The 26,936-nt window shown below is 66.6% G+C and carries 23 protein-coding genes and 1 pseudogene; 12 read left to right on the forward strand and 12 right to left on the reverse strand.

Annotation, left to right across the window (positions count from 1 at the left end; all coding sequences use genetic code 11):
- Nucleotides 1-104 precede the first annotated feature (104 nt).
- Complete coding sequence (locus PSQ39_RS05550; RefSeq protein WP_273925727.1) at nt 105-2,249, reverse strand: xanthine dehydrogenase family protein molybdopterin-binding subunit; 2,145 nt, start codon at nt 2,247-2,249, stop codon at nt 105-107.
- A gap of 17 nt (nt 2,250-2,266) precedes the next feature.
- A complete protein-coding gene (locus PSQ39_RS05555) occupies nt 2,267-2,734 on the reverse strand; it encodes a (2Fe-2S)-binding protein (protein WP_273925728.1) in 468 nt (155 codons plus the stop codon).
- A gap of 254 nt (nt 2,735-2,988) precedes the next feature.
- Between PSQ39_RS05555 and PSQ39_RS05560 the strand changes: the two genes are divergently transcribed.
- Nucleotides 2,989-3,975 (forward strand): cation diffusion facilitator family transporter, encoded by a 987-nt coding sequence (locus PSQ39_RS05560; RefSeq protein ID WP_273925729.1) that lies wholly within the window; start codon nt 2,989-2,991, stop codon nt 3,973-3,975.
- Between the two features lie 226 nt (nt 3,976-4,201).
- Nucleotides 4,202-5,092, forward strand: a complete 891-nt coding sequence (locus tag PSQ39_RS05565; protein ID WP_273925730.1) for a transglutaminase-like domain-containing protein — start codon at nt 4,202-4,204, stop codon at nt 5,090-5,092.
- A 79-nt stretch (nt 5,093-5,171) separates the two neighbouring features.
- Here PSQ39_RS05565 and PSQ39_RS05570 read toward each other — a convergent pair whose 3' ends face one another.
- Nucleotides 5,172-5,666 (reverse strand): DUF1294 domain-containing protein, encoded by a 495-nt coding sequence (locus PSQ39_RS05570; protein ID WP_273925731.1) that lies wholly within the window; start codon nt 5,664-5,666, stop codon nt 5,172-5,174.
- A 101-nt stretch (nt 5,667-5,767) separates the two neighbouring features.
- On the opposite strand from PSQ39_RS05570, the gene PSQ39_RS05575 reads away from it, so the two are divergent.
- Nucleotides 5,768-6,862: a M14 family metallopeptidase gene (locus PSQ39_RS05575; protein WP_273925732.1), complete on the forward strand. Its 1,095-nt coding sequence runs from the start codon at nt 5,768-5,770 to the stop codon at nt 6,860-6,862.
- Between the two features lie 6 nt (nt 6,863-6,868).
- Here the strand turns inward: PSQ39_RS05575 and nth are convergent, their stop codons facing one another.
- Complete coding sequence (gene nth, locus PSQ39_RS05580; protein WP_273925733.1) at nt 6,869-7,507, reverse strand: endonuclease III; 639 nt, start codon at nt 7,505-7,507, stop codon at nt 6,869-6,871.
- A gap of 88 nt (nt 7,508-7,595) precedes the next feature.
- Nucleotides 7,596-8,423 carry an HDOD domain-containing protein gene (locus PSQ39_RS05585; protein ID WP_273925734.1) on the reverse strand — a complete coding sequence of 276 codons (828 nt, stop codon included), beginning with the start codon at nt 8,421-8,423 and terminating at the stop codon, nt 7,596-7,598.
- A 295-nt stretch (nt 8,424-8,718) separates the two neighbouring features.
- Here PSQ39_RS05585 and PSQ39_RS05590 point away from each other — a divergent pair, with 295 nt between their 5' ends.
- From PSQ39_RS05590 to trxC, 4 genes are all read left to right on the forward strand, one after another.
- Entirely contained in the window at nt 8,719-9,909 is a 1,191-nt protein-coding gene (locus PSQ39_RS05590; protein WP_273926346.1) for an aminotransferase-like domain-containing protein, read from the forward strand.
- Nucleotides 9,910-9,969: 60 nt separating this feature from the next.
- On the forward strand, nt 9,970-10,974 hold the full coding sequence (locus PSQ39_RS05595; RefSeq protein ID WP_273925735.1) for an aldo/keto reductase: 1,005 nt from the start codon (nt 9,970-9,972) through the stop codon (nt 10,972-10,974).
- A gap of 62 nt (nt 10,975-11,036) precedes the next feature.
- The gene (locus PSQ39_RS05600; RefSeq protein ID WP_273925736.1) at nt 11,037-11,414 is read left to right on the forward strand and encodes a hypothetical protein; all 378 of its coding nucleotides are present in this window, start codon (nt 11,037-11,039) and stop codon (nt 11,412-11,414) included.
- Entirely contained in the window at nt 11,411-11,866 is a 456-nt protein-coding gene (gene trxC, locus PSQ39_RS05605) for a thioredoxin TrxC (protein WP_273925737.1), read from the forward strand. Before PSQ39_RS05600 ends, trxC begins: the two co-directional genes overlap by 4 nt.
- A 14-nt stretch (nt 11,867-11,880) precedes the next feature.
- Here trxC and PSQ39_RS05610 read toward each other — a convergent pair whose 3' ends face one another.
- The 4 genes from PSQ39_RS05610 to mfd form a co-directional block, all read right to left on the reverse strand.
- On the reverse strand, nt 11,881-13,134 hold the full coding sequence (locus tag PSQ39_RS05610) for an MFS transporter (protein WP_273925738.1): 1,254 nt from the start codon (nt 13,132-13,134) through the stop codon (nt 11,881-11,883).
- Nucleotides 13,135-13,226: 92 nt separating this feature from the next.
- Nucleotides 13,227-13,934: a phosphoserine phosphatase SerB gene (gene serB / locus PSQ39_RS05615; protein WP_273925739.1), complete on the reverse strand. Its 708-nt coding sequence runs from the start codon at nt 13,932-13,934 to the stop codon at nt 13,227-13,229.
- Nucleotides 13,935-14,070: 136 nt separating this feature from the next.
- Nucleotides 14,071-14,721 (reverse strand): hypothetical protein, encoded by a 651-nt coding sequence (locus tag PSQ39_RS05620; RefSeq protein ID WP_273925740.1) that lies wholly within the window; start codon nt 14,719-14,721, stop codon nt 14,071-14,073.
- Nucleotides 14,722-14,733: 12 nt separating this feature from the next.
- A complete protein-coding gene (mfd, locus tag PSQ39_RS05625) occupies nt 14,734-18,213 on the reverse strand; it encodes a transcription-repair coupling factor (RefSeq protein ID WP_273925741.1) in 3,480 nt (1,159 codons plus the stop codon).
- A 79-nt stretch (nt 18,214-18,292) separates the two neighbouring features.
- Here mfd and ispD point away from each other — a divergent pair, with 79 nt between their 5' ends.
- Nucleotides 18,293-19,042: a 2-C-methyl-D-erythritol 4-phosphate cytidylyltransferase gene (gene ispD / locus PSQ39_RS05630; protein WP_273925742.1), complete on the forward strand. Its 750-nt coding sequence runs from the start codon at nt 18,293-18,295 to the stop codon at nt 19,040-19,042.
- A complete protein-coding gene (gene ispF / locus PSQ39_RS05635) occupies nt 19,039-19,518 on the forward strand; it encodes a 2-C-methyl-D-erythritol 2,4-cyclodiphosphate synthase (protein WP_273925743.1) in 480 nt (159 codons plus the stop codon). The genes ispD and ispF overlap by 4 nt, the downstream gene beginning before the upstream one ends.
- Before the next feature lie 53 nt (nt 19,519-19,571).
- Here the strand turns inward: ispF and PSQ39_RS05640 are convergent.
- A pseudogene (locus tag PSQ39_RS05640) lies at nt 19,572-20,885 on the reverse strand (ATP-binding protein); the annotation flags it as partial.
- Between the two features lie 179 nt (nt 20,886-21,064).
- Nucleotides 21,065-21,796 (reverse strand): osmolarity response regulator transcription factor OmpR, encoded by a 732-nt coding sequence (gene ompR / locus PSQ39_RS05645; protein ID WP_273925744.1) that lies wholly within the window; start codon nt 21,794-21,796, stop codon nt 21,065-21,067.
- 270 nt (nt 21,797-22,066) lie between these two features.
- Between ompR and PSQ39_RS05650 the strand changes: the two genes are divergently transcribed.
- Complete coding sequence (locus PSQ39_RS05650) at nt 22,067-22,819, forward strand: SIMPL domain-containing protein (protein ID WP_409241994.1); 753 nt, start codon at nt 22,067-22,069, stop codon at nt 22,817-22,819.
- A gap of 82 nt (nt 22,820-22,901) precedes the next feature.
- Here PSQ39_RS05650 and PSQ39_RS05655 read toward each other — a convergent pair whose 3' ends face one another.
- On the reverse strand, nt 22,902-23,684 hold the full coding sequence (locus tag PSQ39_RS05655) for a 3-hydroxybutyrate dehydrogenase (RefSeq protein ID WP_273925745.1): 783 nt from the start codon (nt 23,682-23,684) through the stop codon (nt 22,902-22,904).
- Between the two features lie 72 nt (nt 23,685-23,756).
- Between PSQ39_RS05655 and PSQ39_RS05660 the strand changes: the two genes are divergently transcribed.
- Together PSQ39_RS05660 and PSQ39_RS05665 are read left to right on the forward strand one after the other, a co-directional pair.
- Nucleotides 23,757-24,668 carry an alpha/beta fold hydrolase gene (locus PSQ39_RS05660; RefSeq protein WP_273925746.1) on the forward strand — a complete coding sequence of 304 codons (912 nt, stop codon included), beginning with the start codon at nt 23,757-23,759 and terminating at the stop codon, nt 24,666-24,668.
- An 8-nt stretch (nt 24,669-24,676) separates the two neighbouring features.
- Nucleotides 24,677-26,890, forward strand: coding sequence for a RelA/SpoT family protein (locus PSQ39_RS05665; RefSeq protein WP_273925747.1), 2,214 nt, complete (start codon nt 24,677-24,679; stop codon nt 26,888-26,890).
- Nucleotides 26,891-26,936: the final 46 nt, after the last annotated feature.

The raw sequence follows: 26,936 nt of genomic DNA on the forward strand, positions 1-26,936 counted from the left end.
CTAAGGCTTCACCTGCCGTTACGCTTTCATGAAAAAAGGCCTGCTGCACGGGGCAACAGGCCTGGGGGCGGGCAGGGTCACCGGGGCGAAAGGCCCCGGGGGCCTCAGGCCTGCTTCAGCGCGTCGGCGGTGATGGGCAGGCGGCGCACGCGTTTGCCGGTCAGGCGGGCCACGGCGTTGGCAATGGCCGGGCCAATCACGGCGGTGGCGGGCTCGCCGATGCCGCCGGGCTTCTCGGTGCTCTTGACCAGCACGATGTCCACCTTGGGCGCTTCGTACATGCGCACCGGGGCGAAGGTGTTGTAGTTGGCTTCTTGCACGCGGCCCTTGTCCAGCGTGATCTGGTGCTTGAGCGCGGCGCCCATGCCAAACACGATGCTGGACTGGATCTGGGCTTCCACCGTGTCGGGGTTGACCATGTGGCCTGGGTCCACGGCCACGGTCACGCGGTGCACGCGCACCTCGCCCTGGGCGTCCACGCTGACCTCGGCCACCTGGGCCATGTAGGTGTCGTAGCCTTCCATCAGCGCGATGCCGCGCGCGCGGCCCTTGGCCACGGGTTGGTCCCAGCCGGCTTTTTCAGCGGCCAGTTGCAGCACTTTGGCAAAGCGGGGCTTGCCCTCCAGCAAGGCCAGTCGGTAGCGGTAGGGGTCTTGCCCGGCGGCCAGGGCCAGCTCGTCGATGAAGCTCTCGTTGGCGAAAGCGTTCATGTTGTGGCTGACGGCGCGCCAGTAGCCCGCGCGCAGGCCGGTGTCGTGGATCACCAGGTCGTGCTGGGCGTTGGCAATGTTGTAGCCGGCCACCGAGGCTTCGGCCATGAAGGGGTCCAGGGTGTCTTTGGGCAGGCCGAAGGCGCGTTGGGTCACCGATTGCGAGGCCACCTTGAAGTGCAGCGCCACTGGCTTGCCGCTGGCGTCCAGACCCGCCTTGAGCTGGTTGACTGCCGCCGGGCGGTAGTAGTCGTGGGCGAAGTCGTCTTCACGGGTCCAGACCAGCTTCACGGGCTTGTTCACGGCCTTGGAGATTTGCGCGGCCTGCACGATGAAGTCCAGCTCGAGCCGGCGACCAAAGCCGCCCCCCAGGTAAGTGGTCTTGAGGGTGATGGCCTCGGGCTTGACGCCCAGGGCCGCCGCGACCGCGCCCTGGGCGCCTTGCTGGAACTGGGTGGGGCCGATCAGCAGCACCTGGTCACCCTGGACATGGGCTGTGAAGTTCATGGGCTCGAGCGGGGCATGGGCCTGCAGGGGCTGCACGTACTCGGCCTCGACCACCTTGGCGGCGGTCTTGAAGGCGGCTGCGAGGTCGCCTTGCGGCTTGGTGATCTCGATCACCTTGCCCGACTTGGCCGCTTCGCGCAGGCCGGCAATGATGCTGCCGTCGCTGAGCGCGGCCACCGCGCCTTCGTCCCACTGAATGCTGATGGTGTCGCGCGCCTTGCGGGCCCGCCACCAGCTGTCGGCCACCACGGCCACGCCGTCAGGGATCTGCACCACGTCGATCACGCCTGGCATGCGCTTGGCTTGGCTGGCGTCAAAGCTTTTGACCGTGCCACCAATGACGGGGCACTGGGCCAGCGCGGCGTACACCATGCCGGGCAGCTTGACGTCGATGCCGAACTCGGCCGTTCCATTGACCTTGGCCGGGGTGTCGAGGCGCTTGGCGCGCTGGCCGATCAGCACAAAGTCCTTCGGGTCTTTGAGCTGGGGCTTGGCCGGCACAGGCAGCTTGGAGGCCGCCTCGGCCAACTGGCCGTAACTGGCCTTCTTGCCGCCCGGGCCCGTGACCATGGCTTTGTGGGCCTTGAGTTGGCCGGCGTCCACACCCCATTGGGCAGCCGCCGCAGCAACCAGCATTTCACGCACCTGGGCGCCGGCCACGCGCAGCTTTTCCCAGCCGTCGCGCACCGAGGTCGAGCCGCCGGTGATTTGCGCGCCCAGCAAGGCGTTGACGTAGACCGCTGCCGGTGGGGCGGAGGTCACTTTGACCTGGGCCAGGTCGACGTTGAGTTCTTCGGCGATCAGCATCGACATCGAGGTGTAGACGCCCTGGCCCATTTCGGAGCGGGCGGCCATCAGGGTGATGGTGTTGTCGTCGGCGATGTGCACCCAGGCATTGGGTGTGTGCACGGTACCAGCGGCTTGGGCGCCGCCTTGCAGCAGCGGCAGGCTGACGCCCAGCATCAGGCCGCCCGAGCTGAGGGCGGTGGATTTCAGAAAGGAACGGCGCGAGGAGGAGGCTGTGTGGGTCATGGTGGGCTCCGTTCGTTTCAGGCCTTGGCACGCATCATGGCGCCGGCGTCCTTGATGGCGGCGCGCATGCGGTTGTAGGTGCCGCAGCGGCACAGGTTGCCGCTCATCGCGGTGTCGATGTCGGTGTCGCTGGGGTTGTTGTTCTTGGCCAGCAGGGCGGCCGCGCTCATCAGCTGACCGGACTGGCAGTAGCCGCACTGCGGCACTTCATGCTTGATCCAGGCCACTTGCAGCGGGTGCTGGCTGGACTTGGACAGGCCTTCGACCGTGGTCACGTTTTTGCCCGCCACGCTGGCCAGCGGGGTCTGGCAGGAGCGCACTGGCTGGCCGTTCACATGCACGGTGCAGGCGCCACACAGGGCCGCGCCGCAGCCGAATTTGGTGCCGGTGAGGCCCAGTTCGTCTCGGATCACCCACAGCAGCGGGGTGTCGGTTTCGGCCTGGGCCGAGGCAGGTTTGCCATTGATTTTGAAGTTGATGCTCATCGCGCACTCCTGTTGTGCTTTGTTCGAGGGGGTGGGTGGGCCGAGCTTAGTCAGCGGGGGGCAGGCGGGCAGCGGGAATACCCTTGAGCCTGGGACAGCGCCTCAGCTTTTCTCAAATTGAGACGGCCTGGTGGCGCTGAGCTACCGTGGGCTGGGTCCCGTTGTCCAATGGGTGACACCCGAAACCGCTAAAGTGCGGGCTGTCAAAGCACCGTTTGCAGGCATGCAGGACGCGGCACCGCGAAGCCCTCACCATGAATTACCAAGAAAACCCCCAAGACCACGAAGACACCGAATTCAGCCAGGCCGAGCGCGCGGCGGCGGCTTCGCGCAGCACCTGGGTGAGCGTGGTGGTGAACGTGGTGCTGAGCACGCTGCAGATCATGGTCGGGGTGCTGACCAAATCGCAGGCTTTGGTGGCCGATGGCATTCACTCCTTGTCCGACCTGGTGTCCGACGCCGTGGTGCTGCTGGCAGGCCACCACAGCCAAAAAGAGGCCGACGAGAACCACCCTTACGGCCACCACCGTTTTGAGACCGCCGCTTCGCTGGTGCTGGGCCTGCTGCTGCTGGGCGTGGGCGTGGGCATGCTGTGGTCGGCCGCGCTCAAGTTGGAGGACCACGCCAGCATCCCGCGCGTGCATGCCAGCGCACTGTGGGTGGCGGGGGCGGCCCTGGTCTGCAAGGAGCTGCTGTTTCGCTACATGCTGAAGGTGGCCAAGCGGGTGCGCTCCAGCATGCTGGTGGCCAATGCCTGGCATGCGCGCTCGGACGCGGCCTCGTCCCTGGTGGTGGGCATCGGCATCTTGGGCAACTTGGCGGGGTACCCCTTGCTGGACCCGATCGCAGCCTTGATCGTGGGCTTCATGGTCGCGCGCATGGGCTGGACCTTTGGCTGGGACGCGCTGCACGACCTGATGGACCGCGCGGTGGATGAAAAGGAAGTCGAGGCCATTCGCCAGACCCTGCGCGACACCCCGGGCGTGAGCGGCGTGCACGATGTGCGCACCCGCCGCATGGGCGACATGATTGTGGTGGACGCCCACATCGAGGTGGATGCCCAGCTCACCGTGGAGGCGGGCCACGACATTGCCGTGGCGGCCCAGCAGCGGGTCTTGCAGCACCACCGAGTGCTGACCCTGATGACCCACGTTGACCCCTGGAAGCGGCCCGACCTGGACCACGCCCCCAGTCCGGTGGAGGCTTCTTTGCCTGCCACCCTGAACCCGCGCCAGGGTTGAACCTGGGGTTGGCCTGCCGCACAGGGCGGGTGTGATGCGCGTGCTCCGTGAGCTGGCGCACAGACCGGCTTGGCGGCACAGGCGTAACATGCCGAGCTGGGGTTCAGGCGTGTTTCTTGCCTGTCCCCCGCAGGCCCGCCTGGGGCGGGCCTTTTCTTACATTTGCAGGGATTTCATGTCATTTTTCACCCTCGGCCCCCGCCTCGTCCCTGGCAGGGCCTGAGCCATGGTCCGCATCGAACTGGCCATCGCGCTGAACTACATGGTGTCCGCACCGGGCGCCGACTTCATCTTCAACATCCAGGCTGCCCATACCCGCCGTCAGTGGGTGGTGCATGAGCAACTGGGCATCAGCCAGCCGGTGCCCCTGCTGATGCACACCGACCCCGCCACCCAGGCGCGCAGCCTGCGCCTGAGCGCTGCGGCCGGGGCGCTGAGCGTGCAGTACCGCGCCACCCTGGACCTGGACCACCTGATCGCGCCGGGCGCGAGCATCCCGGAAATCCCGGTCTCACAGTTGCCGCCCGAGGTGCTGACTTACCTGTACCCCAGCCGCTACTGCCAGTCCGACCAGCTCAATGCGTTGGCCATGGCTGAATTTGGCTCGCTGCGTCAGGGCTACTTCCGCGTGCAGGCGATCCAGGAGTGGGTGCAGCGCCGCGTGGCCTTCACGCCGCGCAGCAGCAATTCGACCACCTCGGCCATGGAGACCCTGGCCGACGGCGCGGGCGTCTGCCGCGACTTTGCCCACTTGATGATCGCGCTGTGCCGGGCCATCAACATCCCGGCGCGTTTCACCACGGGCATCGACTACGGTGCCGATCCGTCCTTGGGGCCGACCGACTTCCATGCCTATGTGGAGGTCTACCTGGGCCACCGCTGGTACATCTTCGACCCGTCGGGCACGGCCATTCCCATGGGCTTTGTGCGCATTGGCACGGGGCATGATGCGGCGGACGCCTCGTTCGCCACCATCTTTGGCCCGGTCTCGTCGGAGCCGCCGCGCATCGAGATCGCCGCCGTGCTCAGCGCCCACCCGGGCGCCGTGTTGCCTTACCGCCGCACCGAAGGGGTGAGCACCGACGGGGGCCTGGTGGCGGGCGCCTGGGTCAACTGAGGCGCCAGGCCCGAAACCCCGGGCTTGCAACCCGGGGCCTGAACGCCCTGAACTGAGGCGAGGCCGTCGCCGCGCGGCCTCAGCCCACGCGGTACAGCGGCGTCCAGGGTTCGAGCACGGGCGTGAAAGCCAGCATGAACCCGCCCAGGTTGATCAGCACCGTCAACCAAAAGCTGCGCCGGAACTGCACCTTGGCCGACTTGTGGCGCAGCACTTCTTGCGCCAGCACCCCACCGGGCCAACCGCAGGCCAGGCCCAGCCACAGCAAACGGCTTTCGCTGGTGCGCCACTGCCCGCTCTGGGCGGCTGCCTTGTCGCCCATGTAGGCCAAATAGCAGAAGGTGCTCATCAGCGCATACACCAGCCCGACGGCCCAAGGCACTTCCCAGCGCAGGCTGGCGGCCACGTACAGCGCGATACCGGCTGACAGCGAGGCCAGGCTGGCGGTTCGCCAGCGCGGTCGATTCGGCCGGCGCGGGCGTTGGGGCGGCCGGCCACCGGCGCGGCGCGGCATCGATGGGTGCGGGCTGGCGGCGTGGCGCTGGGGTGCGGTGGGGCGGGCAGGGCGGTTCACGTGGGGTGCGGGCTGAGGTGATGGCGCGATGGTAAGCGTGCCAGCCGGGCCCAGGCCCGCTACAGTGGCAGCACCCTTGATTTTCACGAGCCCATCCCGCCATGCCTTACAGCCAGACCCTGTCGCGTCACTTCTCGCTCACCTATGCCCAGGCGCGCACCCAGTTCCTGGCGGCGGCCGAGGGGCGCGGGGCGTTGCAGTCCTGGGTGCACCCGCAGCAGCTGGGGGCCTCGGGCGAGGTCTTGGCCATGGACGTGCTGCGCTTGGGGCCGGCTTCGGCTCAGCGTCTGTTGGTGGTCACCTCTGGGTTGCATGGTGTCGAGGGCTTTTGCGGTTCGGGCTGCCAGCTGGCGCTGCTGCACGACAGCGACTTGCTGGCCCGGGCCGAGCGCGCCGGCGTGGCCTTGCTGCTGGTGCACGCGGTCAATCCCTATGGGTTCTCGCACCGCTGCCGGGTCAACGAAGACGGCATCGACCTGAACCGCAACTTCCTGGATTTCAGCCAACCGCTGCCAGTCAATGCCGGCTATGCCGAGCTGCACCCCCACCTGCTGCCCGAAGCCTGGCCCCCGTCGCTGGCCCAGGAGGAGGCCCTGGCCTTGGCCGAGGTGCGCCTGGGCTCTGCCGGCTGGCGCGACGCCTTGTCCAGCGGCCAAAGCAGCCACCCTGACGGGGTGTTCTATTCGGGCCTGGGCCCGGCCTGGAGCAACACCACATTGCGCCAGGTGCTGCGCGAGCACGGGGCGGGCTGCGACCAAGTGGGCTGGATCGATGTGCACACCGGCCTGGGCCCGGAGGGCCATGGCGAAAAGATCTTTGCCGGGCGCAACCAGGCCGCCGACCTGGCGCGGGCTCGCGCTTGCTGGGGGGCGGATGTGTTCTCCCCTTTTGAGGGCGACTCCTGCACGACGGTGGTGCGCGGCAGCGCGGCGCAAATCCTGGACCAGGAATGCCCCCAGGCGCTGCCCTTGTCGCTGGGCCTGGAGTTTGGCACCCGGCCATTCGACGAGGTGCTGTGGGCCATGCGCCTGGACCAGTGGCTCAACCGCCACCCCGACGCGCCGGCCAGCGAGCGCGAAGCTGGGCGCCAACGCGTGCGCTCGGCTTTTTACATCGACACGCCCGAATGGCGCGGCATGGTCACTGGCCAGACCCGGGTGGCGGTCTTGCAGGCCTTGGCCGCCTTGGCGCTGTGAGGCGGTTCAGGGCGCGGGCGTCTTGCCCTTGAAATCGCACCAGGTCGCCACACTGCATTGCCAGCACTGCGGCTTGCGCGCCTGGCACACATAGCGCCCGTGCAGGATCAGCCAGTGGTGTGAGTCCACGGCATAGGCCGCTGGCACGCGCTTGATCAGTTGCAGCTCCACCGCCAGCGGGTTCTTGCCGGGCGCCAGGCCGGTGCGGTTGCTGACGCGGAAGATGTGCGTGTCCACCGCCATGGTGGGCTGGCCAAAGGCCACGTTGAGCACCACATTGGCGGTCTTGCGCCCCACGCCGGGCAGGGCCTCCAGCGCCTCGCGCGTGCGTGGCACCTGGCTGTTGTGCTGCTCCACCAGGATGCGGCAGGTCTCCAGCAGGTGGCGCGCCTTGCTGCGGTACAGGCCAATGGTCTTGATGTGCTCCTCCAGGCCTTCCAGCCCGAGGTCCAGGATTTTTTGCGGGGTGCCCGCCACCGGGAACAGGCGGCGGGTGGCCTTGTTCACGCCCACATCGGTGGCCTGGGCGGACAACAGCACGGCCGCCAGCAGCTCGAACACCGTGGTGTATTCGAGCTCGGTGTTGGGCATCGGGTTGGCTGCCTTGAGGGTGGCGAAAAAGGGTTCGATGTCGGATTTTTTCATGCGGGGTGCGGCACTGGGGCAGGGTGGGTGGCCGCATTGTGGCTTGGAATGGCGCCCGCCGTCGCGCCGCCCCCGCGCGCCCCTGGCCTCAGTGCAGCACGCTCATGTCGATGAACGAGTCCACCGCAGGCAGGTGCTCGGCCATCCAGACCGGGTCCAGCTGCAAGGCCACCATCACGTCATGGGGCAAGGCCTCGATCGCCTCCCGGATGGCGGTGGTGTCGCCCGCTTTCGGCGCGGTCTCGGCCAACAGTTCCGCCAGGTGCAGCAAGCCGCCCAGGCGGCAGAAGGGGCGGGCTGCCATGGGGTCGGAGGCATGGTCCAGGCCATCGCTGATCAGGGTGGGGAAGTTCCAGCGCCGGGCCATTTCTGCGCTGACTTGGCTTTCAGTGAAGCCCAGCAGCAGGTTTTCACGCTCCCAGCGCCCGCCAGGCAGGTGGGGTTGGCGTTCGATTTCCGTCAGGGCCTGGGGCAGGCGCTGGCCAATGACCAGCTCTCCCAGGCGCAGCATCATGCCCGCCAGCCAGGCGGCCTGCGGGTCCACCTCCAGACGCCGTGCCAGCCAGTCGGCATAGCCGGCGCACGCCATGCTTTGTTCCCAGAATTCCTTCCGATCCAGGCCCGAGATGACGGGGAAGGCCCCATTGAGACAGGCCGACAGCGCGAGGGTGCGGACCTGGCCCAGGCCGGTCATGAGGATGGCGTCGTCCAGGCTGGCCACGGTGCGCGGCAGGCCAAAGCGGGCACAGTTGGCCAAGCGGATCAGCTTCACGGTCAGGGCGGGATCACGCGCCAAGATGTCACGCACGGTGCGCGGCGAGCTGTCTTCATCGTGCAGGGTTCGGATCAAGGTTTGCGCCACCTCAGGCATGGTGGGCAATTGAGCGTTCTGGAAAAACTCGGCAAGCTGGGGCATGGGCGGCTCCTTGGAACAGAGGGGTTGGAGGTCTCTGTTATGCCGCTGATTGGCCTGTTTGTATATAGATGTTTTGCCGATTAAATGATTGTTTCAGTGATAAAAACGATTGCCATATCAAAACAAGCCGCAGGAATGCGGTGATCTTTGGGGCGGGGACGCCTCACTTTTCCAGTCCACCCAGCGCCCTCGCTGCCCGCGTTGAGGGGGAGCGCCTGAGCCGTTGGCGGGACCAACCCGAAGGGGGTGCGAATTAGCGACAATGGCGGACAGAAAGTGAGAACGTGCCATGCCTTTGCAATTCGCTGACCGACTGAACAACGTTGAAACCTCCGCCATCCGCGAACTCTTCAAGCTGCTGGGCAAGCCCGGCATCATCAGCTTTGCCGGGGGCTTTCCCGACAGTGCCATGTTCGACGTGGACGGCATTCGGGAAGCCGTCAACGCGGCGCTGACCGAAGAAGCCGGCGGTGCCCTGCAGTACGGGGCCACCGAGGGCTACAACCCCCTGCGCGAACAACTGGCCCAGTTCATGACCCACAAGGGCGCCCAGGACGTGGCCGCCGACAAGCTGATCGTCACCACCGGCAGCCAGCAAGGCCTGGACTTGCTGGGCAAGACCTTGATCAGCCCGGGCGACAAGGTGATCGTCGAAGGCCCGACCTTCCTGGCCACCATCCAGTGTTTCCGCCTGTATGGCGCCGAGCTGATCAGCGCCCCGGTCGACGGCGACGGCGTGAAGGTCGATGAGCTCGAAAAGCTGATCGCCGAGCACAAGCCCAAGTTTGTTTACCTGATCCCCACCTTTGGCAACCCCAGCGGTGCCATGCTGACCCAGGCGCGGCGCCAGAAGGTGCTGGAGCTGGCCGTCAAGTACCAAACCCTGGTGGTCGAAGACGACCCCTACGGCGACCTGTACTTTGGCGAGGCCCCGCCGCCCAGCCTGCTCAACCTCAGCGCCAGTGTGCCGGGCAGCCGTGAGTTGCTGGCGCACTGCGGCTCGCTGAGCAAGGTGCTGTCGCCGGGCCTGCGCGTAGGCTGGATGATCGCCCCGCCCGAGCTGCTGGCCAAGGCCACCATGTGCAAGCAATTCAGCGACGCCCACACCAGCACTTTTGCGCAGGCCACGGCCGCCCAGTACCTGAAGGCGGGCCGCATGCCGGCCACGCTGGCCCATGTTCGTGCCGTCTATGCCGAGCGCGCCCAGGCCATGGGCGACGCGCTGCGCAGCGATCTGGGGGACGCTATTGAGTTCGTGCAGCCGCAAGGCGGCTTGTTCGTGTGGGCCCGCCTGACCGGTGCCGGCGGCAAGTTGGCCGATGGCAACGAGCTGGCCAAGCGCGCGATCGAAAAGGGCGTGGCCTTTGTACCGGGCACCCCCTTCTTCTGCGCCAACCCGGACCATGCCACGCTGCGCCTGAGCTTTGCCACCGCCGATGTGGCCAAGATCCGCGAAGGCGTGGCGCGCCTGGCCCAGGCGCTGTAAACCGCTTCACCGCAGGGCCTTCGGGCCCTTTTTTGTTCCCCATTTCTGGCAGGAGACGCCATGCAGTACCGTTGTTTGGGCAAGAGCCCCTTGCAAGTATCAGCCTTGTGCCTGGGCACCATGATGTTTGGTGACCAGACAGGTCTGGACGAGGCCCGTGCCATCGTGGCGCGGGCACGGGAGCAGGGCGTCAACTACATCGACACCGCCGACGTCTACACCTCGGGCGCCTCCGAGACCCTGGTCGGCCAAATCCTGCAGGGCCAGCGCCACGATTGGGTGCTGGCCACCAAGCTGGGCAACAAGATGTCGGAGCGGGTCAATGAAAGCCATTACTCGCGCAGCTGGATGCTGCGTGAGGTGGAGGCCAGTCTGCAGCGCCTGCAGACGGACTTTGTGGACATTCTTTACCTGCACCGTGACTTCAACGGCATGGACCTGGAAGAGCCGCTGCGCGCCCTCGACCAGCTGCTGCGCCAGGGCAAGATCCGTTACTGGGGCGTGTCGAACTTCCGCGGCTGGCGCATCGCTGAAGTGATGCGCGTGGCCGGTCAACTGGGCATGCCAGGCCCGGTGGTCTGCCAGCCTTATTACAACCTGCTCAACCGCATGCCGGAGGTCGAGGTCCTGCCGGCCTGCGCCCACTACGGCATTGGCGTCACGCCTTACAGCCCGGTGGCGCGCGGCGTGCTGACGGGCAAATACCTGCCCGGCCAGGCGCCTGCCGAGGGCAGCCGGGCCGCCCGTGGGGACAAGCGCATCGCCGAGACCGAGTTCCGCGAAGAGTCGCTGCGGATCGCGCAGCAGCTCAAAGCCCACGCCGAGGCGCGGGGCTGCACCTTGGCCCAATGGGCCACCGCCTGGGTGTTGGCCAACCGCGCGGTCAGCTCGGTGATTGCCGGTCCGCGCACTTTGCAGCAGTGGGAGGATTACCGACCCGCGCTCGACGTGGTGATCACCCCCGAGGACGAGGCTTTGGTGAACAGCCTGGTGGCCCCGGGCCACCCCTCCACGCCCGGCTACACCGACCCGGCTTACCCGCTCAACGGACGCTTGCCGCGCTGAGGGTGTTCGGTGCTGCGGGGGGTGATGCTTGCAAAGCGAGCCTCCATCCCCAATTGGATGGCATGAACACAGCACGAACCGACTTCACTCCGCTGGCCGTTCTGGCGCAACTGCTGGACCGGCTGGACGCATCCTCCACCTCGGCCGACCCGCTGCAGTACCGCCTGCTGGCCCAGCGCGTGACGCAGCTCCTGCATGATTTGCAATTCAAGGCCGAGGCCCAGGACGGGCTGCAGGGCCTGCTGCGCAGCAGCCCCGCCCTGACCCTGTTGTACGAAAACCTGCATTACGCCGAGGCCGGCCTGTGCCGTGCGCCCTTGGCGCAGTCGGTGGCCGCCGAGGTGCAGACCCGGCAGCTGCTGGGCCGCTTGGCCCAGGGCCGTGCGGCCCCTGGCGCCCACCAGCCCGACGCCAGCCCGGAACCCGGCACGCCCGCATGAGCACCGTGGACACCCCCGAGGCCCTGCATGTGGTCTGCCCCCATTGCCAGACCACCAACCGGGTGCGCGTGGCTCAACTCGGGCAGGCGCCTGACTGTGGCCAATGCAAAAAGCCGTTGTTCAGTGGCCAGTCCCTGGCGCTGGACGATGTCGCCTTGTTCGACCGCCACCTGAGCCGCAGCCAGCTGCCGCTGTTGGTGGATTTTTGGGCGCCTTGGTGTGGCCCCTGCCGCATGATGGCGCCGGCTTTCGAGCAGGCAGCCCAGCAGCTGGAGCCCCAGTTCCGCCTGGCCAAGGTCAACACCGAGGCCGTGCCGGCCTTGGGCGCGCGCTTTCAGATCCGCAGCATCCCGACCCTGGCCTTGTTGGTCGGTGGCCGGGAGGTGGCGCGTCAGGCCGGCGCCATGGGGGCGGCGGACATCGTGCGCTGGGCCCGGTCGCAGCGCTTTTGAGCGCTGGCTGAGACTCAGCGCAGGGCCGGCGCGGGCAGCACGCGGAACAACAGCGCGCCCACCAGCAGCATCAGCAGCACGGTCAGGTTGACGGCCTGGTAAACCTCCCAACCATGGGCTTGCGCCCAGGTGGCGCTCCAGCCGGTGACCCACTGCATCAGCGCAATGCCCAGGAACATGGCCATGGTGTAGAGCGCCATGGCGCGCCCCGTGTGCTCGGGCGCGTAGGCGGCGCGCACATCGGCGTACTGCAAGATGATGAAGCCGCAGCCAAAGCCGATCAGCAGGCTGGTCACCACCGTCAACCCGGCCCAGGGCGACCAGGCACACAGGCCAAACAAGGCGGCCAGTGCCCAGGTGAAGGCCACGATCCAGCGCCGCCGCTGCGCCCCCTGCACGGTCAGCCGCCCGAACAAGGGCGGTCCAAACAGCCCCACCACCGACACCGCCAAGGCCACATGGCCGCTCTGCACCAGCGAGTAGCCATGCCGGTCCATCAACATCGGTCCGAGCCACAGCCCGCGCAAGGTGATGAACGCCGCATAGTTGACCGAGGCCAGGGCCAGGATGCCCGCGGTATGGGGCAGGCGCAGCAGCTGACCGACGCCCCGCAGGGCCTGCAACACAGAGTCACCCGAGCGCGGCGCGTTCTCCAGCGGCTCGCGCACCCAGATCCAGACCGCCAGGTAGGCCAGGGCGCTGCCAGCGCCCAGCACGCCAAAGCCGACCCGCCAGGAGCTTTGCTCGATCAACCAGGCCAACGGTGAACCCGTGAGCAGCAGGCCCACGCCCCCCAGACCCATGACCAGGCCGGACAAGGACGCAAAGCGGGCGGCCGGAAACTGCCGCGCAATGAACACGGTGCAGACCAGGAAAGCCGGGGCGCAGCCCGCGCCCACCAGGGCCTGGCCCAGCAGCAACCAGCCATAACCCGGTGCCAGGGCCGAGATCAGCGCCCCGGCCAGGGTCAATGGCCAGGCACACAACAGGGTGCGGCGGATCCCATACAGGTCAATGCCCACCCCCATGAAGATTTGCAGCGCCCCAAACGCCAGGTGGAAGGTGCCGGCAAACAGGCCCAGTTGGCTGGCCGTCAATCCCAGGCTTTGCTGCAGCGGAACGGCCATCATGGCCGCCACCGTGCGGAACGCTTGGCTGATGATGAAGCCCAGGCACAGGGCCAGCAGCGTGGCCCACAGCCAAGAGGGGGACGCAGGCGGGGACGGGGGCGCAGCGCTGAGTGGCTGCCGGGGCAAGGGGGCGGACATGGCGCCGATTGTGCGGTGGGGCCGCACCGCGCCCGCGTCGCCTGCGCGGCAGCTCAGTGCAGAACGTGCCAGGCCAAGCCTGCTGGACGCGCTCAGGCCCGCAGTTCGAGCAGGCGGTCCAGGCCGCCTTGGTTGATGGCCACCTGGGCCTGGGCACGCACGCGCGGCTTGGCGTGGTAGGCCACGGACAGGCCGGCCACGCCCATCATCGGCAGGTCGTTGGCGCCGTCGCCCATGGCAATGGTCTGGCTGGCCGGGATGCCCATCAAGGTGCTCACTTCGAGCAGGGTGCGGCGCTTTTCTTCGCCGTCGCAGATGTCACCCCAGGGCTGGTCGACCATGCGGCCGGTCAGCACACCGTCGACCACTTCGAGCACGTTGGAGCGCGCAAAGTCAATCCCCAGGCGGGCGCGGATGCGGTCGGTGAAGAAGGTGAAACCACCGCTGACCAGCAGCACCTTGAGGCCGGCTTCCTTGCAGGCCGCCACCAACTCGGCGGCACCAGGGTTGAGCTGCAGGCGCTCGTTGTAGACCTGCTCCATGTGGGCCATGGTCACGCCCTTGAGCAGGGCCACGCGCTGGCGCAGGCTGTCTTTGTAGTCGGTGATTTCGCCGCGCATGGCGGCTTCGGTGATGGCCGCGACTTCGGCCTTGCGGCCAGCGGCGTCGGCGATCTCGTCCACGCACTCGATGTTGATCAGGGTGGAGTCCATGTCAAAGGCGATCAGCTTGTACTGGCTCAGGTCCAGCGGGGGCGTGAAGTCTTGGATGACGAGGCCGGGGGCGAATTCTTGGGGCATGGGGTGAACAGGGCGCTGAGGAAGGGGCAGAGGGGCCGGTCAGGCCCCGGTTTCCACGCTCGGGCCCGGCCCAGCCAGGGCCTGGCCGGGGCGGGCGAAGTGTTGCGGCCGATTATAGGGAGGGCGCTGCGCTCGCTCAGGGCTTGGGCAGGTACAGGCCATCGGACCAGGTGGCCAGCCACTGCGGTCGAAATGCCACCAGGATGGCAGCCAGCATGCCAGTCATGAAGCCGTCGCCCCAGGCCATCAGCCAGTGCGCGACCAAGGACAGGCCCTCGTCCACGCCTGGCAGGGCGTGTCCCGCCCACTGGGCCAAGGCCGTGGCCACAAAGTGGCACGCCACGGTGCCCAAAAAGGCCCGGCCCAGCACATAGACAAACAGGTGCGGCCCGACCCAGCGGCGGATGGCCGCGCCCAGCAGCAGGGCCAGGGTGGCGGGAACCAGCCCTTGCCAGAACGCCTGGTCCAGCATGGCCAGCGGGCCTTGGCCTGCCAACAGGCCGGCGCTGAGCGCCACGCCCAGCAGGCACGGGGCGGCCAGGGGCCAGCCCAGCATCAGCACGGCCAGGCAGGCGCCCGACCACTGCAGTTGCAGCGGCATCGCGTGCAGCCAGGGCAAGGCCCACAGCCAGGGCAGCAGCACGCTGAAGCCCAGCAGGGTGGACAGGCGTTGCGAGCCCTGCGGCCCGCTGAGCAGGCGCCAGGGCCGCATCAGGGCCGACAGCAGCAGGGCGAGCCCCCAGGCCAGCGCCTGGAGCAGCGGGAGGGCGTCAGCGTTGGCGTCCATGCGCAGGCCAGGTCAGGCCACGGCCAGGGGCTGGCCCAGTTGGCGCAGCACGTCGCGCACGGCCTGGGCGCGGTCCTTGGGCTCTTTGACTTCGCGCTCGATGCGCAGCTTTTCGTTGCCCGCCAGCTTGATGTGGCGCTGCTTCTGGATCAGCTCAATGATGCGCATCGGGTCCACTGGCGGGTTGGCCTTGAAGGTGATGGTGATCACGCCGGGCGCGGCATCGACCTTGACCACGCCATAGGGCGCGCTGAGCACGCGCAGGCGGTGCACATCGATGAGGGTCTGGGCCTGGGGCGGGAGCTTGCCGAAGCGGTCCACGATCTCCTCGAGCAGGGTGTCGATCTGGTCGGCGGTGCGCGCGGTGGCCAGCTTCTTGTAGAAGGACAGGCGCAGGTGAACGTCGCCGCAGTAGTCGTCGGGCAGCAGGGCTGGCGCGTGCAAGTTGATGTCGGTGGTGACCGACAGGGGGCTGAGCAGGTCGGGCTCTTTGCCCGCTTTGAGGCTGCGCACGGCTTCGGACAGCATTTCGTTGTAAAGCTGGAAGCCCACTTCGAGCATGTTGCCGCTTTGGTTCTCGCCCAGCACCTCACCGGCGCCTCGGATCTCCAGGTCGTGCATGGCCAGGTAAAAGCCGCTGCCCAGTTCTTCCATGGCCTGGATGGCTTCCAGGCGCTGCGCCGCTTGCTTGGTCAGGCCCTCGGTGTCGGGCACCATGAGGTAGGCATAGGCTTGGTGGTGGCTGCGCCCCACGCGGCCGCGCAGCTGGTGCAGCTGGGCCAGGCCGAACTTGTCGGCGCGGCTCATCACGATGGTGTTGGCGCTGGGCACGTCGATGCCGGTTTCGATGATGGTCGAGCACAGCAGCAGGTTGAAGCGCTGGGCCACAAAGTCGCGCATCACGCGCTCGAGTTCGCGTTCGGGCATCTGGCCGTGGGCGATGGCGATGCGCGCCTCGGGCAGGATTTCTTCGAGCTTCTGGCGCCGGTTCTCGATGGTCTCCACCTCGTTGTGCAGAAAGTACACCTGGCCGCCGCGCTTCAGTTCGCGCAGCACGGCTTCGCGGATCACGCCCGTGCCCTCGTTGCGCACAAAGGTTTTGATGGCCAGGCGGCGTTGTGGCGCGGTGGCAATCACGCTCAGGTCGCGCAGGCCCTCGAGCGCCATGCCCAGGGTGCGGGGGATGGGCGTGGCGGTGAGGGTCAGCACGTCGACTTCGGCGCGCATGGCTTTCATGGCCTCTTTGTGGCGCACGCCAAAGCGGTGCTCCTCGTCGATGATGAGCAGGCCCAGGTTCTTGAACTGCACGCTTTCGCTGAGCAGCTTGTGCGTGCCCACCACGATGTCCACCGTGCCGTCGGACAGGCCTTTGGCGGCGGCGTTGATCTCTTTGGTGGAGCGAAAGCGGCTCATCTCGGCGATCTTCACCGGCCACTTGCTGAAGCGGTCCACCAGGGTCTGGTAGTGCTGCTCGGCCAGCAAGGTGGTCGGGGCCAGGAAGGCCACCTGGCGCCCGCCGGTGACGGCCACGAAGGCGGCGCGCAGCGCCACCTCGGTCTTGCCAAAGCCCACATCGCCGCAGACCAGGCGGTCCATGGGGCGCGGGCTGATCATGTCCTGGATCACGGCGTGGATGGCGGCGCGCTGGTCGGCCGTTTCTTCAAAACCAAAGTCGTTGGCAAAGGTTTCGTAGTCGCTCGGCGAGTAGCGGAAGGCATGGCCTTCGCGGGCGGCGCGGCGCGCATAGATGTTGAGCAGCTCGGCGGCCGCGTCGCGCACTTGCTCGGCGGCGCGTCGCTTGGCCTTTTCCCACTGGCCGCTGCCCAGCTTGTGCAGCGGTGCCTCGTCGGCGCTGACGCCGGTGTAGCGGCTGATCAGCTGCAACTGGCTGACGGGCACGTAGAGCACGGCCTTGTCGGCGTATTCGAGGTGCAGGAACTCCTGCATGGCTGGGCTGCCATCGGCGTTCTTGCCCTGGCCCAGGTCCATGTGAACCAGGCCTCGGTAGCGGCCAATGCCATGCTGCGAGTGCACCACGGGGTCGCCGACATTGAGTTCGGACAGGTCCTTGATCAGGGCTTCGACGTCGCTGACCTGCTCTTGCTTCTTGCGGCGGCGCGTGGTGGCGCCGGTGGCGAACAGCTCGGTCTCGGTGACGAAGTCGATGCCCTGGTCCAGCCAGCTGAAGCCCACGGTCAGGGCGGCGGTGGCGATGCCGATCTTCTCGTCGGGGTCGGCCTCGAAGGCGGCCAGCGACTCGAAGGCGGGCGGGCTGACCCCGCCTGCGCGCAGGAAGTCGAGCAGGCTTTCGCGCCGGCCGTCGCTTTCGGCCAGCAGCAGCACGCGCTGGGGCGTGTTGCGGATGTGGGCCTGCAGTCGGGCCAGGGGCTCGTCAGCGCCACGCAGCACCGACAGGTCGCCCAGGGCCTGCAAGCTGGCGCCGTCCTGCACCTCGGGCTCGCGCGGGCGCAGCGACAGTTGCGCGTGTTCGCTGGCACGGCCATAGAACTGCTCGATGTTGAGGAACAGGCTTTCGGGCGGCAGGGCCGGGCGGTCCGGGTCGCCCTGGATCAGGCGGTAGCGTTCACGCGTGTCTTGCCAGAAGCGCTGGAAAGCAGGCTCCAGCTCGCCATGCAGCACGACGGTGGCGTCCGTGCCCAGGTAATCGAACACGGTGGCGGTGTCGTCAAAGAACAGCGGCAGGTAGTACTCGATGCCCGCGGTGGCGACGCCATTGCCCATGTCCTTGTAGACGCGGCTCTTGGTCGGGTCGCCCTCCAGCAGCTCGCGCCAGCGGCTGCGGAATTTGGCGCGCGCTGCGTCGTCCATGGGGAACTCGCGCCCAGGCAGCAGGCGCACCTCGGGCACGGGGTAGAGGCTGCGCTGGCTGTCGGGGTCGAAGGTGCGGATGGAGTCGATCTCGTCGTCAAACAGATCGACCCGGAACGGCATCGCTGCCCCCATGGGGAACAAGTCGATCAAGCCGCCGCGCACCGCGTATTCGCCTGGGCTGACCACCTGCGTGACGTGGCTGTAGCCCGCCAGCGTGAGCTGGCTCTTGAGCCGCGCTTCGTCGAGCTTTTGCTTGACCTTGAACTGGAAGGTGTAGCCCGCCATGAAGGATGGCGGGGCCAGCCGGTACAGCGCCGTGGTGGCCGGCACGATGACCACGTCAGCCCCGGTGTCCTTGTCTCGCTGCTGGATGCGCCACAGCGTGGCCAGGCGCTCGGAGATCAGGTCCTGGTGCGGCGAGAAGGTGTCGTAGGGCAGGGTTTCCCAGTCCGGGAACAAGGCGCAGCGCAGTTCGGGGGCAAAGAAAGCGATTTCGTCCAGCAGGCGCTGGGCGTCGCTGGCGTCCGCACAGACGATGGCGGTGGGTTTGCCTGCGGCCTTTTCGCGCAGGCCCAGGCGGGCCAGCAACAAGGCATCGGCAGAGCCGACGGGGCGGGGCAGGGTGTAGCGTTTTCCGACAGAAAGTTTGGGCAGTTCCATGGCGTCCAGCAATGGCAAACACCCCCCGTGGCAAAAGACGGGGGGTGTGCTGCCGGGATTTTAGAATGGGTGACTTCTTATGACCGACTCAGCCCTGCATCAACCCCACATTTCCTCCACCGCACCGCGCTACTGGGCCCTGATCCCCTGCGCGGGTTCCGGCGCCCGCGCCGGCGCGGACGGCCCCAAACAGTACCAAGCCCTGGCAGGCCGCCCCCTGGTAGCCCACACCCTGGCGGCTTTTGCCGCCACGCCGGGACTGGCCGGCATCCTGGTCGTGGTGGCGCCGGGCGACACCACGCTGGAGGCCCAGGGCCTGGCCGAAGCGGTCCATGTGGCCGACTGCGGTGGTGCCAGCCGCGCCGCCAGCGTGAGCGCTGGCCTGGCCGTGCTGCACACCCTGGGCGCCCAGCCGCAAGACTGGGTGCTGGTGCACGACGCCGCGCGTTGCCTGATCACCCCAGCCCAGATCCAGCGCCTGATGGCCGCCTGCGCCGACGACGCTGTGGGTGGCCTGCTGGCGCAACCGCTGGCCGATACGCTCAAGGTCGGGGCCGAAGGTCGCGTCAGCGCCACCCTGGAACGCGGCGACAAATGGCTGGCCCAAACACCGCAGATGTTCCGCCTGGCGCCCTTGCAGCAGGCCTTGCAGGCCAGCGGCCCCACCGTGACTGACGAGGCCAGCGCCATCGAAGCGCAAGGCCAGCGGCCCCGCCTGGTGGCGCCTGAAGGGGCCAACTTCAAGGTTACCTACCCGGACGACTTTGCCTTGGCCGAGGCGGTGCTCAAGGCCCGCCTGGCCTCGACCCCTGCGACGGAGGCGGTATGAAGCTGCGTGTCGGAGAGGGTTGGGATGTGCACGCCTTGGTGCCCGGGCGCAAGTTGATTCTGGGGGGTGTCGAGGTGCCGCACAGCCTGGGGCTGTTGGGCCACTCGGATGCTGATGTGCTGCTGCACGCGATCACCGATGCCTTGCTGGGCGCTGCGGGGCTGGGCGACATCGGCCGGCACTTTCCGGACACCGATGCGCAGTTCAAGGGCGCCGACTCGGGCGTGCTGCTGGCGGAGGCCGCGCGCCGCGTGCAGGCCCAGGGCTGGCGCATCAACAACATCGACAGCACGGTGGTGGCGCAGGCGCCCAAGCTGGCGCCCCACATTCCCCTGATGTGCGAGCGCATCGCGGCCCTGCTGGGGCTGGCGCGTGATCAGGTCAATGTGAAGGCCAAAACCGCCGAAAAAATGGGTCCGGTCGGCGAAGGCCTGAGCATGGAGGCCCGGGCGGTCGTCTTGCTGTTGGCCGATTGATGCTGGACTGACCCTGGCCTCAGGCGTGAGGCCGGCGCTGCGCCGGGCCCTCAGGCGCGCTGCAGCTTGATGTGCGCGGCCAACCCCCCCGTGCTGCTGTTGGCCAGCATGAACATGCCGCCCATGCGTTGCACGGTTTTGTTGACGATGGACAGGCCCAGGCCGGCGCCGGTGGCGTGGGTGCGGGCCGCATCGCCTCGGAAGAAAGGCTTGACCAGGTCGGCCAGGATGTCGGGTGGTACGCCAGGGCCATGGTCGCGCACCTTGAGCAGCACCCACTCTTCACGCGTGCGGGCCGCGATCTCGACCACCGCGATCGGGGTGTTGGGCGTCTTGCCGTAGCGGCGCGCGTTTTCTATCAGGTTGGACAGTACGCGCGCCAGTTCGACCTCATCGGCCAGCACATGGGGGTCGTCTTGCAGCGAGACGTGGATCTTCAATTCAGGGTCGTCTTGCACGCCGTACAGGCAGGACTCCACGACGTCTGCCAGGCGCACGGTCTTGAGCTGCACATGGTCGGGACGCGCGTAGTCGAGGAATTTGTCGATGATGGCGTCCAATTGCACGATGTCGGCCACCATGTGGTCGCGCGCGTCGATATCGGCCACGCTCATTTCTGTTTCCAGGCGCAGGCGCGCCAGCGGCGTGCGCAGGTCGTGCGAGATGCCGGCCAGCATCACCGCCCGGTCCTGCTCGACCTTGGCCAGTTTTTGTGCCATGCGGTTGAAGCCGATGTTGACTTCCCGGATCTCACTGGTGGCCACTTGCTCGTCCAGGTGGCTGGCGGCAAAGTCGCCATCGCGCACCCGGTTGGCGGCAAAGGAGAGTTGTTGCAAGGGCTTGTTGATCAGTCGCGCAATGGCCGCTGCGCCCGCCAGGGACAGCACGGCGGCGGTGATCATCCAGATCAGCCAGGTGCGGCCACTGGCTGGGCTGAAGCGGGCCCGGTCCATCAGCAGCCAGTTGGCGTCGCCATTGATTTCAAAACCGACCCACAGTCCGGGCTCCTGGTTGACGCGCTGGGCCACCACGGTGCCGGGGCCGAGCCGCTCGGACACTTCGAGTGCGACGCGTTGGCCCAAGGTGTTGTCGGCCTCGAACAGATCGAACTGGTCACCGGGCTCGCGCGGCAGGATGCGCAGGCCCTCCTGGTCGGCCATGGTCTTGATCAGGGACATGCGGGCAATGCCATCGGCGTGCAGCAGGGCCGCACGGCTGAGGTTGACCAGGGAGGCGATTTGGTGCGCGGTGTGCAGCGCACGCGGCTCCAATTCGAGGGCGCGCAGGGTTTGCAGCCAGGCCAGGATGCTGCCGACCAGCAAAATGGCCAGCAGGAAGAAGGTGCGCCAGAACAGGTTCAGGCCCATTTTCGAGCGGCTGCGCGCCTGCCGCGTCAATTCGAGCGGGGCAGGGCTGGTGGCTTCAACCTGAGGATCACTCGATTTCTTTTTTTTCACATGAAATTCAGCGAGGCCCCCGGGGCGCTGTGCTGGGCCTGGTGATCTCAAAGGGGCCCTCGGGTGCCGAATGAACAGGGCGGTTTGGCTCAGTTCCCGCCATCCGGGACAAACACGTATCCGACGCCCCAGACGGTTTGAATATAACGCGGCGCCGCAGCATCCACCTCGATCAATTTACGCAGGCGTGACACTTGTACGTCCAGGCTGCGGTCAAAAGGCTCGAACTCACGCCCGCGTGCCAACAGGGCCAGCTTTTCACGCGACAGGGGTTGGCGGGGGTGGCGCACCAAGGCCTTGAGCATGGCGAACTCGCCCGTGGTCAAGGGCAGTTCCTCGCCGTTGCGTTGCAGGGCCCGGGTGCCCAGGTCAAAGGTGAAGGGGCCGAACAGAACCTGTTCGTTGTCGCCCGAGGGCGCCCCTGGCGCCTCTTGGGGGGGGCGGCGCCGCAGCACGGCGTGGATGCGCGCCAGCAGTTCACGCGGGTTGAAGGGCTTGCCCAGGTAGTCGTCGGCACCCACTTCCAGGCCGACGATGCGGTCCACGTCTTCGCCCTTGGCGGTCAGCATGATGATGGGGGTGCGGTCGTTGGCCGCGCGCAGGCGGCGGCAGATGGACAGACCGTCTTCACCCGGCATCATCAGGTCCAGCACAATCATGTCGACCGACTCGCGCAGCAGGATGCGGTTGAGGGCTTTGCCGTCTTCGGCCACCATGACCTCAAAGCCTTCTTGGCTCAGGTAGCGGCGCAGCAGGTCGCGGATGCGGGCGTCGTCGTCAACGACCAGGATCTTGTCGGTGCGGGTGCTGGATTGGTTCATTTTTATTGACCTAATTTGTAACAGCACCGATTCTGAGACTTGTTACAGCTGATTGACCAGCCTTTTGAAGGCGTTATCACACACTGTTACACAACTTGCGATCATGAGTAGGCATCGTCTGACATCGTTGCCGGAACTTGTCCTATTCATCTGATTCAACGGGGCTTGGCGTCTTTTGAGAGGCCGTTGTTTGCCGCCTGCGCGCGGCAATTTTGAGGCCACCGGGTAGCCGGTGAGTCGCTTTTGTTTCAATCCTTGGGAGGCTGAAAAATGGTTTTGTCAGTACGTGGAGATCGGGCTTGCTGGAGCAGCATCGCAGCGCTCGTCTGGGCCTTGGCATGGGGTGTCAGCGCCAGCAACCGGGTTCATGCCGAGCCGGTGTCATGGGCGCAGCCACAAAATGTGTTGCAACTGTCCAGCAGCGGCTCGGTTGAGGTGGTGCAGGACTGGCTGAGCCTCACTTTGAGCGCGACACGGGACGGCGCCGATCCTGCCCTGGTGCAGTCCCAATTGCGCACCGCCTTGGATGTGGCGTTGCTGGAGGCCCGAAAAGCGGTTCAAGCCGGTCAGGTGGAGACCCGCACCGGGGCCTTCACCCTGTACCCGCGCTACAACCGCGACGGCAAGATCAGTGGCTGGCAAGGCAGCGCTGAGTTGGTGTTGGAGGGCCGTGACATCCCGCGCCTGACGGCCACGGCGGGACGCATTCAAAGCCTCAACGTGACCCAGGTCCAGTTTTCACTGAGTCGCGAACAGCGGGCCCGGGTTGAAGGCGAGGCCCAGGCCCTGGCCGTGGAGAAGTTCAAGGCCCGGGCCAGCGAACTCAGCCGTCAGTTCGGCTTCTCTAACTATGTGCTGCGAGAAGTGAATGTCAGTGCGTCGGACAGCGGCAGCATGCCGCGCCCCCGCATGATGGCGATGGAGGCCAAAGTGGCGTCCGCTCCGATGTCGGCTGACCTGCCCGTGGAGGCAGGTCGCAGCACGGTGAGCGTGAACGTCTCGGGCTCGGTGCAAATGCGCTGAGCTCGCCGCCGGCCGCTTCAGACAAGCCAGGCCGGCTTCTGATCGCCCGCCCCATCCAGCAGGCGGGGCATGGGAGCGCTTCTTACTGGGCGGTCCAGCCGCCGTCCATGTTCCAGGCCACGCCGCGCACGTTGTTGCCGGCGGGCGAGCAGAAGAACACGGCCAGTTCACCCAATTCTTCGGGCGTGGTGAATTGCATTGAGGGCTCTTTTTCACCCAGCAGTTCGCGCGTTGCCTGCTCGTTGGTCCATTGGTTGGCTGCGGCGCGGGCGTCCACCTGCTTTTGCACCAGGGGGGTCAGCACCCAGCCGGGGCAGATGGCGTTGCAGGTGATGCCGGTGGTGGCGTTCTCCAGGGCCGTGACCTTGGTCAGGCCCACGATGCCATGCTTGGCAGCCACATACGCGGACTTCTCAGCCGAACCCACCAGGCCGTGCACCGAGGCCACGTTGATGATGCGGCCCCAGTTGGCGGCCTTCATGCCCGGCAAGGCCAGGCGTGTGGCGTGGAAGGCGCTGGACAGGTTGATGGCCAGGATGGCATCCCACTTCTCGACCGGAAAGTCTTCGACCCGCGCCACATGTTGGATGCCGGCGTTGTTGACCAGGATGTCGACGCCACCAAAACGGGTCTTGGCGAACTCGATCATGTCGGCGATCTCGGCCGGCTTGCTCATATCGGCGCCGTGGTAAGCCACTTGCACGCCATGGGCCTGGCCGGCGGCAGCCACCTCGGCTTGCGGGGCTGTGGCATCACCAAAGCCATTCAGGATGACGTTGGCGCCTTGGCGAGCGAGGGACTTGGCAATGCCCAAGCCGATGCCGCTGGTGGAGCCCGTCACAAGAGCTGTCTTACCGTTCAACATGCGTATTCTCCAGATGATTTAGGATGCCAGTGAACTTGATTATCAAGCCGTCCCGCGGGGCGGCCGGACGCCATGAGCCATCCTACGCTGAACTACGTACCTTGCCCGGACGCGACGGGCAGTCACCGCATGGCTTACTGGGCTTGGGGTGATCCTGCTGCGGCCCACGTCCTGGTCTACGTCCATGGATTGGCCCGCCAGGGGCGCGACTTTGATGTGTTGGCAGCCGACTTCGTGGCCCGCACGCCCCACCCGATCCGCATCATCTGCCCCGATGTGGTGGGGCGTGGTCAAAGCGATTGGCTGAGCGATCCCCAGGCCTACCAAATCCCCACCTACGCTGCCGACATGCTGGCCTTGCTGGCGCAACTGCAGGCCCAGGCGCCCATCCAGACCCTGGACTGGTTGGGCACCAGCATGGGGGGGCTGATCGGTCTGGCGCTGGCGGGCCAGCCGGGCTTGCCTTTGCCCGTGCCGTTGCGGCGCCTGGTGCTCAATGATGTGGGGCCGGTGATTGAGTGGGCCGCGTTGCAGCGCATCGGGGCGTATGTGGGTCAACCCGTTCGCTTTGCCGACGAGGCCCAGGCGGCTGCGGCTTTGTGGCTGATCTCCAGCAGTTTCGGTCCGCACACACCGGAGCAATGGTTGGCACTGAGTCGGCCCATGCTCAAGCCCTTGCCTGAGGGGGGGCTGGGTCTGCACTACGACCCGGCGATTGCGGTGCCCTTCCGGGCCTTGACGCAGGCCGCAGCGCAGGCGGGTGAAGCCGCACTGTGGCAACTGTACGATCAGGTGAACGCCCAAACCTTGGTCTTGCGTGGCGCGCAATCGGACTTGCTGTCTGCCGCCACCGCGGCCGCCATGGCGCAGCGAGGACCGCGTGGCCGGGTGGTGGAGTTACCTGGCGTAGGGCATGCGCCCACGCTTGTGGCGCAAGACCAGCGTGATACGCTCTTTGGCTTTTATTTTGGATCAGAGGCCTAGTTTTCCTGATGAATAGTCTCCCGGTGGCGCCTTCAGGCTCACCTTCACGCTCTGCTCCCGTTCCTCAGCTGATTGCCGCGACGGCCCATGACCTTTCGGGTCAGGTCGATGTGCTGGCCCGTGCGCGCGCTTTTGCCGAGCCTTTCTTGGTCGACCAAGCCCTGCTGTCGGGTGAAAACACCCTGGCCCACGCCGATGCTGAGTCGGCCATCCTGCAGCTCATTGGGGGCTCGGAGGCCATGCAGGCTGCGTGTTACTTGGTCTACACCTGCGAACACCTGAGCAAGCCCCAAGAGGTCATTGCCAAGGTCTTTGGCAATAACTTCGCCACCTTGGCCGTTGAGACCACCAAGCTGATCCGCATCCAGCAGCAGGCGCGTGCGGCCGAGCAGCGCCTGGACGACCCGGCAGTTCAGAACGAGAACGTGCGCAAGATGCTGCTGGCCTTCTCGCGTGACCTGCGCGTGGTGCTGCTGCGGCTGGCCTCCCGGTTGCAGACCTTGCGTTACTACGCGGCCACCAAGAAGCCCATTCCGCCCAGCTTGGCGCGGGAGTCCCTGCATGTGTTCGCTCCCTTGGCCAACCGCTTGGGCATCTGGCAGATCAAATGGGAGTTGGAGGACTTGGCATTCCGTTTTCTGGAGCCAGAGACCTACCGCGACGTTGCCCGACTGCTGGACCAAAAGCGCACCGAGCGCGAGCTGTCCATGGCCGCACTGCGGCAGGAGCTGGAGACCGAATTGCGGGCCCAGGGCATGGTGGCCAGCGTGCAGGGGCGGCCCAAGCACATCTTCAGCATCGTGAAGAAGATGCGCGGCAAGTCACTGGACTTTGACCAGGTGTTTGACATCCGTGCGCTGCGCGTGATCGTGGGCAGCGTGAAGGACTGCTACGCGGCTCTGAGCTGGGTGCATGAGCGCTTTGCGCCCATCCATGCCGAGTTTGATGACTACATCGCCCGCCCCAAGCCCAACGGCTATCAGTCGTTGCACACCGTGGTGCGCGACGCTGCGGGCAAGCCGATCGAGATCCAGATTCGCACCCAGGCCATGCACGACCACGCCGAGCATGGTGTGGCGGCGCACTGGGCCTACAAGGAGGCCGGGACCAAAGGCTATGCAGGGGTGTCGGCCAGCAGTGAGTACGACGCCAAGATCGCCGTGCTGCGCCAATTGCTGGCCTGGGAGCGCGACCTGTCCGGGCCCCAGCACAAGCAAGGGCTTTTTGAAGACCGCATTTATGTGCTGACGCCGAATGCCGCCATCGTCGAGCTGCCCCAAGGGGCGACGCCGGTGGACTTTGCCTACACACTGCACACCGACGTGGGCCACCGCTGCCGTGGCGCGCGGGTCGATGGCGCCATGGTGCCGCTCAACACCCCGCTGCAAAATGGCCAGACAGTGGAGATCACCATCGCCAAGGAGGGCGGGCCCTCGCGTGATTGGCTCAATGCCGAGTTGGGCTTTTTGACCAGCCACCGCGCCAAGGCCAAGGTGCGTGCCTGGTTCAATGCCTTGATCACCCACGAGACGGTGGCACGCGGCCGCGAGTCGGTCGAGAAATTGCTTCAGCGCGAGGGCAAGACAGCCATCAAGCTGGAAGAACTGGCTTCGCAACTGGGTTTCAAATCAGCCGATGCCTTGTTTGAGGTGGTTGGCAAGGACGAGTTTTCGCTGCGCAACATCGAGAACCTGCTGCGCCCACCCGAGCCCATCCTCGAGCCTGACGACTACCTGCTCTTGCGCAAGTCGCGCCATGTGGAAAAGACCCCCAAGGGTGGCGTGCTGGTGGTGGGCATCGATTCCTTGATGACCCAGCTGGCCAAGTGTTGCAAGCCGGCGCCACCCGACGCCATTGGGGGATTTGTCACCCGGGGCAAGGGCGTCAGCATCCATCGCCGCGATTGCAGCAACTTCCGCGAGATGGCCGCCCGCAGCGGCGAGCGCGTCATCGAAGTCGAGTGGAGCCGCACCAAGGGGGCCGACGTGGCGGTCTACCCTGTGGATGTGGCGGTGGAGGCGGCCGATCGCCAAGGCTTGCTGCGCGACATCTCGGAAGTGTTTGCGCGTGAGAAGACCAATGTCATCGGAGTGCAGACGCAGTCGGTCAAGGGCACGGCTTGGATGACGTTCACGGTGGAGGTTTCGGATTCAGCCCGACTTGGTAAAGTGCTGGGACTGGTCGCCGCGGTGAGTGGCGTGCGCTGGGCGCGGCGGCGCTGAGTCGTTGGCTGGGCTTTGGCTGCGAGAAAAGTGAGTTTTTTTGGGT

Source organism: Curvibacter microcysteis, from assembly GCF_028649455.1.
Lineage (GTDB): Bacteria > Pseudomonadota > Gammaproteobacteria > Burkholderiales > Burkholderiaceae_C > Curvibacter > Curvibacter microcysteis.

Bases quoted from the DNA above. Each gene is read 5' to 3' on its own strand.
- PSQ39_RS05650 (WP_409241994.1), top strand. From the start codon at position 22,067: ATGGTTTTGTCAGTACGTGGAGATCGGGCTTGCTGGAGCAGCATCGCA.
- PSQ39_RS05595 (WP_273925735.1), top strand. From the start codon at position 9,970: ATGCAGTACCGTTGTTTGGGCAAGAGCCCCTTGCAAGTATCAGCCTTG.
- ompR (WP_273925744.1), bottom strand. From the start codon at position 21,796: ATGAACCAATCCAGCACCCGCACCGACAAGATCCTGGTCGTTGACGAC.
- PSQ39_RS05620 (WP_273925740.1), bottom strand. From the start codon at position 14,721: ATGGACGCCAACGCTGACGCCCTCCCGCTGCTCCAGGCGCTGGCCTGG.
- serB (WP_273925739.1), bottom strand. From the start codon at position 13,934: ATGCCCCAAGAATTCGCCCCCGGCCTCGTCATCCAAGACTTCACGCCC.
- PSQ39_RS05585 (WP_273925734.1), bottom strand. From the start codon at position 8,423: ATGCCCCAGCTTGCCGAGTTTTTCCAGAACGCTCAATTGCCCACCATG.
- PSQ39_RS05600 (WP_273925736.1), top strand. From the start codon at position 11,037: ATGAACACAGCACGAACCGACTTCACTCCGCTGGCCGTTCTGGCGCAA.
- PSQ39_RS05660 (WP_273925746.1), top strand. From the start codon at position 23,757: ATGAGCCATCCTACGCTGAACTACGTACCTTGCCCGGACGCGACGGGC.
- ispD (WP_273925742.1), top strand. From the start codon at position 18,293: ATGACCGACTCAGCCCTGCATCAACCCCACATTTCCTCCACCGCACCG.
- nth (WP_273925733.1), bottom strand. From the start codon at position 7,507: ATGAAAAAATCCGACATCGAACCCTTTTTCGCCACCCTCAAGGCAGCC.
- ispF (WP_273925743.1), top strand. From the start codon at position 19,039: ATGAAGCTGCGTGTCGGAGAGGGTTGGGATGTGCACGCCTTGGTGCCC.
- PSQ39_RS05665 (WP_273925747.1), top strand. From the start codon at position 24,677: ATGAATAGTCTCCCGGTGGCGCCTTCAGGCTCACCTTCACGCTCTGCT.
- PSQ39_RS05555 (WP_273925728.1), bottom strand. From the start codon at position 2,734: ATGAGCATCAACTTCAAAATCAATGGCAAACCTGCCTCGGCCCAGGCC.
- PSQ39_RS05610 (WP_273925738.1), bottom strand. From the start codon at position 13,134: ATGTCCGCCCCCTTGCCCCGGCAGCCACTCAGCGCTGCGCCCCCGTCC.
- PSQ39_RS05565 (WP_273925730.1), top strand. From the start codon at position 4,202: ATGGTCCGCATCGAACTGGCCATCGCGCTGAACTACATGGTGTCCGCA.
- mfd (WP_273925741.1), bottom strand. From the start codon at position 18,213: ATGGAACTGCCCAAACTTTCTGTCGGAAAACGCTACACCCTGCCCCGC.
- PSQ39_RS05560 (WP_273925729.1), top strand. From the start codon at position 2,989: ATGAATTACCAAGAAAACCCCCAAGACCACGAAGACACCGAATTCAGC.
- PSQ39_RS05550 (WP_273925727.1), bottom strand. From the start codon at position 2,249: ATGACCCACACAGCCTCCTCCTCGCGCCGTTCCTTTCTGAAATCCACC.
- trxC (WP_273925737.1), top strand. From the start codon at position 11,411: ATGAGCACCGTGGACACCCCCGAGGCCCTGCATGTGGTCTGCCCCCAT.
- PSQ39_RS05655 (WP_273925745.1), bottom strand. From the start codon at position 23,684: ATGTTGAACGGTAAGACAGCTCTTGTGACGGGCTCCACCAGCGGCATC.
- PSQ39_RS05575 (WP_273925732.1), top strand. From the start codon at position 5,768: ATGCCTTACAGCCAGACCCTGTCGCGTCACTTCTCGCTCACCTATGCC.